The sequence below is a fragment of the Paraburkholderia sp. JPY419 genome (assembly GCF_050435705.1).
GTDB lineage: Bacteria > Pseudomonadota > Gammaproteobacteria > Burkholderiales > Burkholderiaceae > Paraburkholderia > Paraburkholderia youngii.
The window spans coordinates 307,892-321,971 of sequence record NZ_JBNDKV010000001.1; the positions used below are offsets into that span (position 1 = coordinate 307,892).

Sequence of the window (14,080 nt, forward strand, 5' to 3'; positions counted from 1 at the left end):
CCGCGCGTTACGCTGGCCTCGGTCTTCCCACCGTTTGCGAAGGATCACGATTGCCGAGAAGTTCGACCAGCCGTGCCTCGCATTCGGAAAACGAGTAGCCGCGCCGCTGCGAGATCATGAACGTGAGGGGGCGCATGTGCCATGCGCGCCGTTGGAGTTCGACAAGTGTCCCCTTCAAGAGGTCTTCCTCGACCAGATGGCGCGGCATGTGCCCCCAGCACAAGCTTCCTCTGAGCAGATCGTGCTTCGCGCCGAGGTCATTCACCCGCCACTGGCGTTCACTGGCGACCCCCTGTTGGGTCTTTTCCGCATCGGGCTGATTGTCGGTTACGACGAGCTGGATGTGCCGGCCAAATTCCTCCCGCGGGATTGGCCCCGCGATTGAGGCGAGCGGATGGGATGGCCCACAGACGGTCACCATTTGCGCGTCACATAGATGCTGCCTTTCTATGGTGCCGGGGCTCAGCTCCGGCACGTCCGTGATCGTCACCGCCAACGCGCACATGCCTTCGCGAACCAAACGCTCGCCGTCCTGCATGGTCGTCATGCGCAGATTGATTGCAACCGTTGGAAAGTCCGCCTGCAAGGTGCGCAGGCATTCGATCAGGTGCGCACGTGGAAAGTAGCTATCCACGGCAACCGAGACCTGTGGGACCCCAGCTTCAGCAATGGCAACCGCACGCATCTTCATTTCCTCGGTGCGCGAGATCACACCGCGAGCATCAGGCAGGAGGCTGCGGCCAGCAGCCGTCAGCGTCGCTTTGCGAGTGTTGCGCTCGAACAGCGGCACATCGAAGGCGCTCTCGAGAGCGCTGATCGCGTGACTGATCGCCGACTGTGCACGCCTCAGCTCCCGTGCAGCCCCGGAAAAGCTTCCCTGATCACACACGGCGACGAAGGCCCGAAGTTGATTGATCGTGACGTTGTCGAGCATAGCTATCTGAAAACTAGATGGGAAATATGCATATTTAGTCAATTGGCTTCATGAATCAAGAGCCGCAGAATCCTGTTTGTCGCTTTCGTTTCGAAGGATGCATGACATGAACAGACTGAAGGGAAAGACCGCCGTGATCACCGGCGGCGCTACCGGTATCGGCCGCGCTGCGGCTCAGCGCTTCATCGAGGAGGGCGCGTTCGTCTTCGTCTTCGGCCGCCGGCAGGAAGCGCTCGACGCCGCTGTGGCCGCCCTCGGGCCCAATGCACGCGCGGTGAAGGGCTCGGTCACCGATCTGGCCGACCTCGACCGGCTCTACGCGGCGGTGAAGGCCGAGCGCGGAACCCTGGACATCGTCTTCGCCAATGCGGGGACGGGAAGCCCGCTTCCGCTCGGACAGATCACCGGCCAGCACATTGACGACACCTTCGACACCAATGTGAAGGGGACAATCTTCACGGTCCAGAAGGCGCTGCCGCTGATGGGCTCAGGCGGTTCGATCATCCTGACCGGATCGAGCGCTGGCACCACAGGAGCCCCGGGGTTCACGGCCTACAGCGCGAGCAAGGCAGCGGTGCGCAATCTTGCCCGGAGTTGGGCGGAAGACCTGAAGGGCACTGGCATCCGGATAAACGTGCTGTCGCCCGGGGCGACGGCGACCGAACTAGCGAAGGAGGCGCTAGGCGAAGAGGGCCAGAAGGCCTACGGAGGGATGACGCCGCTCCAGCGTATGGCCGATCCGGTGGAGATCGGGGCGGTCGCCGCCTTTCTTGCGTCGTCGGACAGCAGCTTCATGACCGCCAGCGAGGTCGCCGTTGACGGCGGCTTGGCACAACTCTGAGGAGAAAAATCAGATGACACAACCTCTAAAGGGCAAAACAGCTCTCGTTACCGGGGCATCACGAGGCATTGGCCGCGCCATCGCCGAACGTCTTGCAAAGGATGGTGCGACAGTCGCGCTAACCTACAACGCCAGCAAATCCAGCGCGGACGAGGCGATCGCGGCCATCGAGAAAGCGCAAGGCAGCGCGTTCGCGATCCATGCGGATCTCGTTGATCCGGCGAGCGTGCCGGCCTTGTTCGAGAGACTCGACGACGAGTTCATCAAGCGCAACGGAAGCAAGGCCCTCGACATTCTGGTCAACAACGCTGGCAATTCCGGCTGGGTTGGCTTCAAGGACGCGACGCCGGAGAGTTGGGACACCCTGATGGCGGTCTACGCCCGCGCGCCGTTCTTCATCATCCAGGCCGCTCTCGATCGACTCGCCGATGGTGGACGCATCATCAACATTTCTTCCGCAGCCGCCACGAAGCCCGTGACGGCTGCGCCCGTGTACTCGATGGCGAAAGCGGCGATCAACACCCTGACCCATACGCTCGCAATCGAGCTCGGGCCGCGTGGCATCACAGCGAACGCCGTAGCGCCGGGCTTCACGCGAACGGATGCGAACGCCGATTTTCGGGCGAATCCCGAACTCGTCAAGGCGGTCGAGGCCCAAATCGCGCTGGGCCGCTTTGGCGAGCCTTCAGAAATCGCGGCCGTCGTGGCGTTCCTCGCCTCCGATGAAGGCCATTGGGTGACCGGCCAAACGATTGAAGCGAGCGGCGGCTACAAGCTCTGAGCCCGCCGGGAAACGATGGAGAAACATATGAGTTATGCAATCATTGGCTTCGGCAAGATCGGCCACGCACTTGCCAGGGCGTTCGCCGGCAACGGCATCGAAGTATCCGTTGCAACCACGCGCGACCCGGCAAGCTTTGCTTCCGATGCAGCAGCGATCGGACCTACGATCATTCCCAAAACCCTGGCGGAAGCCGTCAAGGCGGACATCATCTTTTTGGCTGTTCGTTTCGAGTCATACGCGGAGGTCGCGAAGGCGCTGCCCAACTGGAAGGGAAAGATCATCGTCGACGTGATGAACACGTTCTCCCCGCCCGAGGAACTCGACGGTCTTCCGTCGTCAGCTTTCGTCGCGAACGCGTTCACCGGAGCCAGGCTGGTGAAAGGCTTCAATCATCTGGCTGCGGCCGTCCTCGGCCAGGACCCGGCCGTGCAGGGTGGCAGGAGAGTCGTGTTCGTCGCGAGCGATGATGACGGCGCCGCAGCGGATATTGGTGCGCTTGCGGAAAAACTCGGTTTCGCGCCAATCCAACTTGGCGGGCTTTCGGAGGGTGGACTGCTTGTGCACGCGCGCGGAAATAACTGGGGACGACTGATCTTCAAGGACTTGATCACGTTCGACTGATGACCAACGGTTTCCGGATATTTTGCTGAATCGAGTGGCCGATTGCCGGAGCCATGATGGCCATTGACATGGTCCCTGTCCAGGCAGTTGGATACATGATATGACATGACTCGCACTGGCAACGTGGGTGGGTGCGACGAGACCCGGAGGTCATGAGCGAAATGAAACGCACCAAATTTAGGCTGTTGATCTGCGAAAGAAGCGGTATCGAAGCTGTGGAAGCGGACACCACGCTCGTCTTTGGCCGCCACACCCATGAGCAGTTTGGTGTGGGTCTGATCGAGCGCGGCGCACAGAAATCGACGAGCGGCCGTGGTCTCGTCGAAGCCAGTGCGGGTGACGTAATCACTGTCAACCCTGGTGAAGTGCATGACGGGGCACCGATCGGCGACGGCGGGCGCTCATGGCGAATGCTGTATCTCGACCCCGCAATCGTTGCCGAGCTGGCCGCGGACATTACGGAAGGCCGCAAAGGAGCGACTTGCGAGTTCAGCCAACCAAAAGTCAGTGACCGACGACTCGCAGCGCAATTCGGCCAGCTATTTCGCGCAATGACTGGCAAGATTGCAGACCCGAACGGACTCAGGGCAGACGAGACCTTGCTGCTTGTGCTAGCTAGCTTGCTCCAGCCCGCATCCGCCACACATCGGTGCATTCCAGCCGGAATCGCTTCGGCCCGCGCCCTGATCGATGACGATCCCCCAGGGATGGTGACGCTCACGGCACTCGCAGACGAAGCCGGGCTGAGCCGCTATCAGTTCCTGCGCGCTTTCGCGAAAGCGACCGGCCTCACGCCCCACGCCTACATCCTGCAGCGCCGCATTCATCACGCACGTCAGTTGATCCGTCATGGCGCGCGGCTCGCCGAAGCTGCCGCGCAGAGCGGTTTCTCCGATCAGAGCCATATGACGCGGCTGTTCGTCCGTAGTTTTGGCATGACACCTGGTGCGTACGCCACCGGAGCCGGCTGACCGCCTACGCCTGCAATTTTGTTCAAGACCGTCGGACCGCCGACGCCGAGAATCGAGGCTCAATCTCTTTCCCCGGCGTGAGGCACGATCTTGCTATTTTTCCTTTTCCCCTATTTTCGCCGCGATATTCCAACGCGCGTCGAATGTGTGCTCTGGTTTTGCGCATCCACGACGGAGAGGCCATGAGCATCGAATTTCTGGTCACGTCGCTGATTGTCGTAGCTTCGCCCGGAACCGGCGCACTCGTCACAGTGGGCGCTGGTTTGTCTCGTGGAGCGCGTGCAGCAATCGTCGCAGCATTGGGCTGTACGTTCGGCATCCTGCCGCACATGGTGGCGGCGATCACTGGTCTGGCAGCGCTCCTGCATGCGAGCGCTGTCGCGTTCTCAGCGATCAAATATGCGGGCGTCGCCTACCTGCTCTTCATTGCATGGGAAACACTCGAGGAAAAAGGACCGTTGAAGATCACGTTCGACAGCCCCGCCCGCACCGACCGGGATGTAATCTTGCACGCGATCCTCGTGAATATTCTCAACCCCAAACTCTCGATCTTCTTCTTCGCGTTCCTGCCGCAATTCATCGATCGCGGCGAAAACCAGCCTGCGCTTCGCATGCTGGAACTATCGCTCGTCTTCATGGCGATGACGTTCGTCGTTTTCATGGCATCCGGCGTCTTCGCGGCGAGGGTCCGTGACCGCATTCTTTCGCGCCCCGATGTTCTCAAGTGGATGCGCCGGAGCTTTGCGGCCGCGTTCGTCGGAGTCGGGGTCAAGCTAGCCTTGGTGCAGCGGTAGGCCGCCTATCCCGGCACGGCGTGGACGTTCGGATGCCCGGTATTGGCATGTATTCCGTTCGACGATGAGGAAGACGCGATTCCTTAGAGCCGGATTAGTAAATCCGCCCATATAATCCCCTGCAGGATCGCGGCTACAAGGCCATTGCTGTGGTCAAGGTCTTGGCCTTTGGCAGGGTCTCCAGTTGTTGAATGTCGGCCATCAACGCTTGGGCTTGCGCACTACTCATTCCCGCCTTTTTCGTGCAATCGAGAAATTTTTGACGGAACTCGATGGGCGACATTGGATTCTTGGGTTCGCCTTTGGCAAACGCCACCGTTTTGGTAAACGTCCGGCCATCTTTCAGAGAAACGTCAAGGCGTGTAGCACCAGGTCCGCCGCCCGGACGTGCCAGGCTTTTGTCTTCCATCGTGTTGATGCGTTTGACCATTGCCAGCAGATCAGGGCGCCGGATCGCTGCCGTAGTGAAATGTTCGAATCCGACCTTATGGTCCACCAGCGCGCACGCCACAACCCAAGGATTGCTGAATTGCGCGTCCACGACAGATGTTAGGTTCTGCTTTTTGCCAAGCGGAAAATCGAGAAGCAGATATTCGCCCGGGCCATTGTAGATGGTGATGCTTTCCACATCGGGAGCTTCAATTTTGTTCTCTGCAAACATAGTCAGCGCTGCATCCACCGCCGTATGACTACCACGGCACGACGGCCATGGTTTGAACGAGACCTCGGTCGCGGCAAAAGTACTTCCTAGTCCCTCAAAGAGGAAATCGCGCGAATACTTGTTACCGTGAAACTGATAATAAAAGCCACGGCGACCTTCCAGAATATTTTTGGCTCCTTGGACGCCCCGCTGAGATAGACGCGCAGCCATTACGCCGGCATAGGAAGCGAAGCCAGCGCCCATACGCTTCGTCAATGCACCGTCCAGATGTGCCTGGGAATTACCCGAAGCTTGATGAAATGCAATACCCAGTGCGGATACCAATTGATCACGCGTCAACCCCATCAGCTTACCTGCGACAAAAGTTGAAGCGAAATATCCATAAAGACTAGTGTTGTGCCAGCCCACAATGAACGCATCGACGCCAGGCTGTGCCGAATTGGCCAATCGACAGGCAAGGTCCACGCCCAAAGCCGTAGCCGTAATTAGATCCCTGCCGCTGACATTGCCGAGCATATCGGTCACGGCTAAGGCGGCCGGAATCGTGATGACCGAGGGGTGCATGAAAGACCGCTCATAGGTATCGTCATAGTCGAGAGCGTCAGCCATGATTGCATTGACGCGAGCAGCATCCTGGGCGGGAACCTGAATGCTGGTACCCCAGATTGCGGCTTCGCGCTTACCGGCCATATCGATGGTGAACTCGCGTATCTCGTTGGCTCCTGGCTCATTGGTGCCCCCTAGCGCCGCGCCCACTGTGTCCAGAATCTGATTCTTGGTTATGGCAATCACCGCGCTCGGCAGGTTGTCATAGGTGGTCTGCAAACAATAGTCTGCAAGGGCAACGATGTCATCCGGACCAGCGGGGCTCTGCGCTGGAGGCTTCTGTGCCACCGTCGCATCCGCGTAGGCGGACGCAGGAGTCAGCATCAATCCGCCGACCGATGCAATTGAGGTCTGGATAAATGATCTGCGATCTAGTTTGGTCATTTTGTTTTCTGAAACGGGGCCGGTGAACAGTGCCTCCGCCTCTCGATCATTACGGACGATAAACGCAAATCCACTACCGTGTATTCAGGCCCAACATAGCAGCGGCGCGGGTGCGACCAGCAGCGTCACGCCTTCATTTTAGTATGTGCATTTAGACGGCTCTTTCGTATACATGAATGTTATGCAATGTAATGCGATGTTGCACCTGCGGACCAATGACGGAAATAGGTAAATCCCCGACCTTGGGCAAGAATCGCGAGCGTGTCAGGCGGACGGAAGGGCGGTTCGACGATTTCTACTTGAACGAGCTTCACGGTGATATCGCGGTCTGGCAGCGCAGAGCGACCAGCGACCGATCTGGCCGCGTTTCTTATGTGAGCCGCATGAAGCGGTTTGCGGCGGTTGGCCGAGACCCGGTCGCAATTGCGGACCAGCGCTTCGGCGATGCGTGCCTGGATGTCTCACTGGATGGCCCATTGTCGCTGCGCTGATCTGGAAGATCCTCTATTCGCCGGATATCAGCCCACTGCATCGTGTGCTGGAGTCGGCCGGTTATCCGGTGAGTTCGTTGATCGCGAATCCGTCTACCGCGCTGTGGGCAGTCGCCGCCGCCGACACGTGACAATGGTTCCCGTTCACGATGCTAATGGTGCTGGCCACATTGCAGACCCTTCCCGACGATCCGCTCGAAGCGGCGAGCCTCGATGGCGCGGGGCGCTGGCAATTGTTTCGCTATATCGTGCTGCCATACCTGCGTCCGGTGCTGGTGGTCTGCGGATCGTTCCGGCTCATCGACAGCTTCAAGGCGTTCCCATTGATCTATGTGTTGACCAACGGCGATCCCGGCATCGTAACGGAAGTCACCAACTACTACAGCTTCATCGAGGCGTTCAATTTCTCTTACTGGGGCTACGGGAGCGCGCTCGCGACGGTCGTCCTCGTCGATGTCTTTCTGCTGAGCTGGCTGATCGGCAAACTCGGATGGAATAGCCATGCCGCAAACTAGTACTTCGATCAATCGCGATCTGCCCGGGGCACCTGGACTGCGCAAAGACGGACACACGGCACCAGTCGGCCGCCGCCGCAACGGCACGCGGATGTATCGGTTGGGCGCGGCGTTGCAACGCCATGCACGCGAGGTGGTAGTCGTTGCGCTACTTGTGGTGCTGCTGTTTCCGTTTTTGTGGCTCGTGCAACTGGCGTTGCGTCCCGCTGACACGATCTTCGACGACGGCCTGCTCTTCAAGCCGACGCTCGATGCCTTCAGAGGTCTCTTTCATAGCAGCTTCGTATTGTCGTAGCGTTTGTGAACGTTGCGGACGAGGCCATTCGCGGCATCGATTTCGAAATCGCCGAAGGAGAATTCGTGGCGCTCGTCGGTCCGTCGGGCTGCGGGAAATCTGCCTTGCTGCGGATGATCGGTGGACTGGAGTCGGTCACAGAAGGCGACATCATGCTGGGCGATCAATCGATCAACGAGTTCGCGCCGAAAGATCGCAACATCGCGATGGTGTTCCAGAATTACGCGCTTTATGCGCATATGACTGTCGCGCACAATCTTGCGTTTTCTCTGCAATTGAAAGGCGCGTCCAAGGCAGAGATGGCGGCACGCGTGAACGACGTCGCGCAGAGCCTTGGACTGACCCCGCTGCTTGAACGCCTGCCGCGCCAGTTATCGGGTGGACAAAGACAGCGCGTCGCGATGGGCCGACTATTGTCGATTTCTTGACTCCCCGCTCGTCGTACGTATGGGCGGTCGTGTTGCGATGCGCTGCCGACCGCACCTATAGTCCGTATGGGAAAAAGGAGTTTCCGAATGACTTACGTCGATGGATTTGTTGTCCCCGTGCCTACAGCCAACCGCGAAGTTTACAGACAGTTCGCCGAAAGAGCGGCGGCCGTCTTCAAGGAGCACGGCGCGTTGAAGGTGGTCGAATGCTGGGGAGATGACGTGCCGGAAGGCAAGGTGACGTCGTTTCCAATGGCGGTCAAGCGCAAGGATGATGAGACAGTGGTGTTCTCCTGGGTTGTCTGGCCGTCGCGCCAGTCGCGAGACGAAGGAATGAACGCGGTAATGGCCGACCCGCGGCTGCAACCAGATAAAGATCCAATGCCTTTTGACGGCCAGCGGCTCATTTATGGCGGTTTCGAAACGATTGTCGACGCGTGATGGCAGAAAAACATGGCGTCGGTTCGCGTTGAGACGCGACCCGACGCCGCGACCCGATCCGAGCGCCCGACAACTTGAATGAACAAAACTAATGGATAAATGAAATAATTCCATTTTTCGTCATGGAACGAAGCCCCTATCATGGCTGCCAATCCTTACATCGTTCCTTGCATTTTTTCATCGGAAGGCAGCCTCCATGGTCACGACACATAATCTCGGCTTCCCGCGCATCGGCGCAAAACGCGAACTGAAGTTCGGCCTCGAACGCTACTGGAAGGGCGAATCGTCGCGCGAGGAACTGAAGGCGCTAGGCGCGCAACTACGCGCGCGTCACTGGGATGACCAGAGCGAGCTCGATCTCGCACCGGTCGGCGATTTCGCGTTCTACGACCAGGTGCTGGACATGAGCTTCACCCTCGGCAATCTGCCGGCACGCGTGCAGGGCTTTCATGGCGACAGGCTCGACAACTACTTCCGCGTCGCGCGCGGCCGTTCGGCGCAGGGTGCCGAAGAGCACGCCGCCTGCTGCGGCGGCGTCGCGGCCGGCGAAATGACGAAGTGGTTCGATACCAACTACCACTACATCGTCCCCGAATTCACCGCCGATACGACGTTCAACCTCGACACGTCCAGCTTCCTCGAACAGCTGCGTGAAGCGCGCGAGCAGGGCGTCAAGGCGAAGCCGGTGATCATTGGCCCGATCACGTATCTATGGCTGGGCAAGGCGAAGGACGACTCCGACAAACTCGCGCTGTTGGCTCGCATCATGCCCGTCTATCGCGCGCTGCTCGACTATTTCAAGGTGATGGATGTCGAGTGGGTGCAGATCGACGAGCCGGTGCTCGTCACCGAACTCGATCCGGCATGGCGCGACGCGTTCGTGACCGCGTATCAAGGCTTCGAGGAACGCGGCGTCAAGCTGCTGCTCGCTACCTACTTCGGCCAGCTGAAAGAGAACCTCGAACTTGCGTGCGGCTTGCCCGTCGACGGTCTGCATATCGACGCAATCAACGCACGCGAAGAAATCGCGTTGGCCGCGCGTCAACTGCCCGCGCACAGCGTGCTGTCGGTCGGCGCGATCAATGGCCGCAACATCTGGAAGACCGACCTGAACGCCGCGCTCGATTGGCTCGCGCCGCTCGCGCGCCAACTCGGCGAGCGCTTGTGGCTCGCGCCGTCGTGCTCGCTGCTGCACGTGCCGGTCGATCTCGCGAGCGAAGAGAAGCTCGATGCGGAAATCCGCTCCTGGCTCGCGTTCGCGCTGCAAAAACTCGACGAGCTGAAGGTGCTCGCCACCGCACTGAACGGTGGCCGCGATAAGGTCGCCAATGAACTCGCCGCCAATGCCGCCGCGGTTGCCGCGCGCCGTGAGTCGCCGCGCGTGAACAACCCGGCGGTGAAGGCCGCGCTCGCGCGCATCGACGCCAATCTCGGCAATCGCCAGCACGCCTATGCCGAGCGCGCGGCGAAGCAGGCCGCGCTGCTCGAACTACCCGCATACCCGACCACGACGATCGGCTCGTTCCCGCAAACGGTGGAAATCCGCCACGCTCGTAGCCAGTTCAGGAGCGGCGCGCTCGATCAGGCAGGCTATCGGGACGCGATGCGGCGGGAAATCGAGCGCAGCGTGCGCGAACAGGAAGCGCTCGGTCTCGACGTGCTCGTGCATGGCGAAGCCGAACGCAACGACATGGTCGAATACTTCGGCGAGCAACTCGACGGCTACGCGTTCAGCCAGTTCGGCTGGGTGCAGTCGTACGGTTCGCGCTGCGTGAAGCCGCCCATCCTGTTCGGCGACATCAGCCGTCCGCGCGCAATGACGGTCGAATGGATCAGCTACGCGCAGTCGCTGACGAACAAGCCGATGAAGGGCATGCTGACCGGCCCCGTGACGATTCTGAACTGGTCGTTCGTGCGCGACGACCAGCCGCGTTCGGTGTCGTGCTACCAGCTCGCGCTGGCGATTCGCGAAGAAGTGCTCGACCTGGAAAAGGCCGGTGTACGCGTCGTGCAGATCGACGAAGCCGCGCTGCGCGAGGGCTTGCCGCTGCGCCGCGCGCAATGGGGTGAGTATCTGCGCTGGGCGGTCGAGTCGTTCCGGATCACCGCGAACGGCGTGCGCGACGAAACGCAGATCCACACGCATATGTGCTATTCCGAGTTCAACGACATCATCGCGTCGATCGCCGGCATGGATGCGGACGTCATCACGATCGAGACCTCGCGCTCGGACATGGAGCTGCTCGCCGCGTTCGACGACTTCAACTACCCGAACGAGATCGGCCCGGGCGTCTACGACATTCACTCGCCGAACATCCCCACGCAGCAGCACATCGTGCAATTGATGCAAAAGGCGGCGGAACGCATTCCAGCACAGCGTCTATGGGTGAACCCGGACTGTGGCCTGAAGACACGCCAGTGGGCTGAAGTGATTCCGGCGCTGACGAACATGGTTGCCGCCGCGAAGACGCTGCGCAGCCAGGTTCAGTAAAGGGCGAGCGAGCCGTCGCTTTCCTCGCGGCGGGCTGGATCTGGATCGTCTCGTGCGCCCAGCTTTGAGCAGGGCGCTACATTCCTTTGCGCCAGGCAGATTGCTTGCCCACCATATGCCGCGGGTCCACTGCCCACACACAATCACCGTTTAATCGCGCCAATTACGCACGCCAACCGTATTAGACGCTCAACGCGATTGATACACTTTCCAAATTCCTCCACCGGGTCGCTTGCGTCGACAGCAAAAGCGTCATAGCCAAGCACCTGCATGCCCGCGCCGAACGGTCTCACGCGGCGGCGCAGCGACCGGGAACGCCGATTGCGGGTCGGTCACGATGGCCGCGGTTAGCCACGGTCATCGGCAATCTCACCCAGGAGAACTTTATGACCTCGGACAAGAATTCGAATCGCCAGCCGTCGAACCCGGCGCAACCCGGCCGAGACAGCGGACAGCAGCAACAGAACCAGACTCCTCCGACGCATCAGGGCGGCCAGCGGCAGCCCTGAGCGCGTTGAGCGACGACCTGTGCAAGCGTCGTCGCTCGAACTAACGGGATTCCGGGTGCAATAGCGCCGCGAATGGCGGATCGCGACTACGAAGGCGACGTGGAAAAACTACATATCTATCTATTCGGCGCGCACGATGCGGTTCGCCACGAGCAGGCGCTGATCCGGCTCGACAAGGCGGGCTACATGGTCACGCTCGCGCGGCTCGTGGTCGAGGATCTGCCGACCTACACACAGGGGCGCGAACGCCCCGAACTGCAGAGTCTGATCCGGCGCCTCGCGCCGCGAGATACGCTCGTCGTGCTCGAGCTGGCCGCGCTCGGCTGCAATGCACGCGACATTCTCGCCACCGTTATGCAGTGCCGGAAGGCCGGCGTGGCGCTGCGTTGCGTCGAGGTCGGCCATACCGATCTGGCCGGACGTCCCGAGCCTTCGGCGGTGAAGGCGCTGCGCGCGCTGGTGCGGCTTGATGCCGCGTGCCGCAGCCTGCGTAGCCGCGATAGTCTCGCGGCCGTTCGCGCGAGCGGCAAACACACGGGCAGGCCGCCGTCGCTGTCCGAGCAACAGCGCCAACGCGTGCTGCAATCCCTCGGCAGAGGACAGTCGGTCAGCGAAGTCGCGCGACGCTTCGGCACTTCGCGCCAGACCGTGATGCGCATTCGCGCGGACACGCCAGCCATGTAGAAAATACCTGCCGATTTCTTTCGTATCGTTCTTACCGCATCGCCGCTCGGGCATCCGCCTGGCGCGTTTCGCAGAACCGATTGGCGGAAAGCGCTAAATTGCCTTGGCACGGCGCGCACAAGCTGCTGTCCGTAACAGATCAGTTACGGACAGAGGCATATGCTTTGCTTTGAAAGTTCACACGTCTAACCTCAACCTACACACCACATTGTCAAACCTTGCGATCCGAACCCGAGGCGCGGCGCGATGCCGTATGAAAGCCATGAACGTGAAACGTCTGACTGTTTATGCAAGCCCGGGATCACTCCGAGTCGTCGCAGTCTGGAAGAGCCTGATCGAACACCATGCGCACGTGTGCGGCTGGTCCGCGCACGTGAACACCGCGGGCGGACGCGAGTCGCTGAGCGTCGATCTGGTCGATTGCCCGGCCGAACGCCTCGCGATCATCTCGGCCGCGTTGAGCGCGGGACCGATGACGGTGCTGATCAGCGACGCGGAGTCCACCCTCCGTTCCTGATGAACCCAATGCCATAGCCCGCACGCCCTTCGCGGCATGGCTTTTGAGCGGCCTCCGTGGCACTGCTCCCCGAGCGACCTTCGCGGTCGCTTCTTTTTTAACGCGTCACGAGACTCGTTCCCCCACCTGCTGCGGCGGCATCGGCCGACTCGCCTCGATGCGCGCGCGGAAATAATGCGCGGTGCGCAGCAGCCCTTCATCGAGCGACATGCCGGGCTGCCAGCCGAGCAGTTTGATGGCCAGCGAGATGTCCGGCTGCCGGTGCCACGGGTCGTCGGCCGGCAGCGGCTGCGTTTCGAGCGGCGAAGCGGAGCCGGTCACCGCGACGATGCGCTGCGCGATCTCGCGCATCGACACTTCGTGCGGATTGCCGAGGTTGACCGGACCGCCCGGATCGTCGGCGCTGTTCATCAGCAGGATGAAGGCATCGATCATATCGTCGACATAGCAGAACGAGCGCGTCTGCGTGCCGTCGCCATAGACGGTCAGCGGTTCGCCGCGCAGCGCCTGCATCATGAAGTTCGACACCACGCGGCCGTCGGACGGATGCATGCGCGGGCCGTAGGTGTTGAAGATGCGCGCGATGCGGATCGACAGACCATGCTGGCGGCGATAGTCCATGAATAGCGTTTCCGCGCAGCGCTTGCCTTCGTCGTAGCACGAGCGCGGACCGATCGGATTCACGTGACCCCAATAGTTTTCCTTCTGCGGATGCACGAGCGCGTCGCCATACACTTCGCTCGTCGATGCCTGGAAAATCCGCGCTTTCACGCGCTTGGCCAGCCCGAGCATATTGATCGCGCCATGCACGCTGGTCTTCGTGGTCTGCACCGGATCGTACTGGTAGTGAATCGGCGACGCGGGGCACGCGAGGTTATAGATTTCATCGACTTCCACATACAGCGGGAACGTCACGTCGTGACGCATCAGCTCGAAGTTCGCACAATCGAGCAGATGCGCGATGTTGTCCTTCGTGCCGGTGTAGAAGTTGTCGACGCACAGCACGTCGTGCCCCTGCGCGACGAGCCGTTCGCACAGATGCGAGCCGAGAAAGCCGGCGCCGCCGGTGACCAGAATGCGCTTGCGGGTGAGTTCTTTCATGGTGCGTGATCC

Annotated in this window: 15 protein-coding genes and 2 pseudogenes; 14 read left to right on the top strand and 3 right to left on the bottom strand. The window is 60.6% G+C overall.

Features of this window, described 5'->3' with window-relative positions; translation table 11 throughout:
- Window positions 1-7 precede the first annotated feature (7 nt).
- On the bottom strand, window positions 8-934 hold the full coding sequence (locus QFZ91_RS01480; RefSeq protein ID WP_429565977.1) for a LysR family transcriptional regulator: 927 nt from the start codon (window positions 932-934) through the stop codon (window positions 8-10).
- A 106-nt stretch (window positions 935-1,040) separates the two neighbouring features.
- Between QFZ91_RS01480 and QFZ91_RS01485 the strand changes: the two genes are divergently transcribed.
- The 5 genes from QFZ91_RS01485 to QFZ91_RS01505 all read left to right on the top strand — a co-directional run bounded on the left by QFZ91_RS01485 (window position 1,041) and on the right by QFZ91_RS01505 (window position 4,945).
- Window positions 1,041-1,775 carry an SDR family NAD(P)-dependent oxidoreductase gene (locus tag QFZ91_RS01485; RefSeq protein WP_429565978.1) on the top strand — a complete coding sequence of 245 codons (735 nt, stop codon included), beginning with the start codon at window positions 1,041-1,043 and terminating at the stop codon, window positions 1,773-1,775.
- Between the two features lie 13 nt (window positions 1,776-1,788).
- A complete protein-coding gene (locus tag QFZ91_RS01490) occupies window positions 1,789-2,556 on the top strand; it encodes an SDR family NAD(P)-dependent oxidoreductase (RefSeq protein ID WP_184228024.1) in 768 nt (255 codons plus the stop codon).
- A gap of 27 nt (window positions 2,557-2,583) precedes the next feature.
- Window positions 2,584-3,180, top strand: a complete 597-nt coding sequence (locus QFZ91_RS01495) for an NADPH-dependent F420 reductase (protein WP_429565979.1) — start codon at window positions 2,584-2,586, stop codon at window positions 3,178-3,180.
- A 152-nt stretch (window positions 3,181-3,332) separates the two neighbouring features.
- On the top strand, window positions 3,333-4,151 hold the full coding sequence (locus QFZ91_RS01500) for an AraC family transcriptional regulator (protein WP_429565980.1): 819 nt from the start codon (window positions 3,333-3,335) through the stop codon (window positions 4,149-4,151).
- 182 nt (window positions 4,152-4,333) lie between these two features.
- A complete protein-coding gene (locus QFZ91_RS01505; RefSeq protein ID WP_429565981.1) occupies window positions 4,334-4,945 on the top strand; it encodes a LysE family translocator in 612 nt (203 codons plus the stop codon).
- 133 nt (window positions 4,946-5,078) lie between these two features.
- On the opposite strand, the gene QFZ91_RS01510 is transcribed toward QFZ91_RS01505, so the two are convergent.
- On the bottom strand, window positions 5,079-6,596 hold the full coding sequence (locus QFZ91_RS01510; RefSeq protein WP_429565982.1) for an MmgE/PrpD family protein: 1,518 nt from the start codon (window positions 6,594-6,596) through the stop codon (window positions 5,079-5,081).
- 448 nt (window positions 6,597-7,044) lie between these two features.
- Between QFZ91_RS01510 and QFZ91_RS01515 the strand changes: the two genes are divergently transcribed.
- The 9 genes and pseudogenes from QFZ91_RS01515 to QFZ91_RS01555 all read left to right on the top strand — a co-directional run bounded on the left by QFZ91_RS01515 (window position 7,045) and on the right by QFZ91_RS01555 (window position 12,967).
- On the top strand, window positions 7,045-7,218 hold the full coding sequence (locus tag QFZ91_RS01515) for a hypothetical protein (RefSeq protein WP_429565983.1): 174 nt from the start codon (window positions 7,045-7,047) through the stop codon (window positions 7,216-7,218).
- A 12-nt stretch (window positions 7,219-7,230) separates the two neighbouring features.
- Window positions 7,231-7,602: pseudogene (locus QFZ91_RS01520) on the top strand (carbohydrate ABC transporter permease); the annotation flags it as partial.
- Window positions 7,589-7,897: a hypothetical protein gene (locus QFZ91_RS01525; protein ID WP_429565984.1), complete on the top strand. Its 309-nt coding sequence runs from the start codon at window positions 7,589-7,591 to the stop codon at window positions 7,895-7,897. The pseudogene QFZ91_RS01520 and the gene QFZ91_RS01525, both read left to right, overlap by 14 nt.
- A pseudogene (locus QFZ91_RS01530) lies at window positions 7,888-8,313 on the top strand (ABC transporter ATP-binding protein); the annotation flags it as partial. The gene QFZ91_RS01525 and the pseudogene QFZ91_RS01530, both read left to right, overlap by 10 nt.
- A 99-nt stretch (window positions 8,314-8,412) precedes the next feature.
- Window positions 8,413-8,766: a DUF1428 domain-containing protein gene (locus QFZ91_RS01535; RefSeq protein WP_429565985.1), complete on the top strand. Its 354-nt coding sequence runs from the start codon at window positions 8,413-8,415 to the stop codon at window positions 8,764-8,766.
- Between the two features lie 196 nt (window positions 8,767-8,962).
- Window positions 8,963-11,257: a 5-methyltetrahydropteroyltriglutamate--homocysteine S-methyltransferase gene (gene metE, locus QFZ91_RS01540; protein ID WP_429565986.1), complete on the top strand. Its 2,295-nt coding sequence runs from the start codon at window positions 8,963-8,965 to the stop codon at window positions 11,255-11,257.
- Window positions 11,258-11,643: 386 nt separating this feature from the next.
- On the top strand, window positions 11,644-11,766 hold the full coding sequence (locus tag QFZ91_RS01545) for a hypothetical protein (RefSeq protein ID WP_013094087.1): 123 nt from the start codon (window positions 11,644-11,646) through the stop codon (window positions 11,764-11,766).
- A gap of 72 nt (window positions 11,767-11,838) precedes the next feature.
- Complete coding sequence (locus tag QFZ91_RS01550; protein WP_176123654.1) at window positions 11,839-12,450, top strand: recombinase family protein; 612 nt, start codon at window positions 11,839-11,841, stop codon at window positions 12,448-12,450.
- 253 nt (window positions 12,451-12,703) lie between these two features.
- Window positions 12,704-12,967, top strand: a complete 264-nt coding sequence (locus QFZ91_RS01555; RefSeq protein WP_429565987.1) for a hypothetical protein — start codon at window positions 12,704-12,706, stop codon at window positions 12,965-12,967.
- Window positions 12,968-13,072: 105 nt separating this feature from the next.
- Here the strand turns inward: QFZ91_RS01555 and QFZ91_RS01560 are convergent, their stop codons facing one another.
- Complete coding sequence (locus QFZ91_RS01560; protein WP_176123652.1) at window positions 13,073-14,068, bottom strand: UDP-glucuronic acid decarboxylase family protein; 996 nt, start codon at window positions 14,066-14,068, stop codon at window positions 13,073-13,075.
- Window positions 14,069-14,080: the final 12 nt, after the last annotated feature.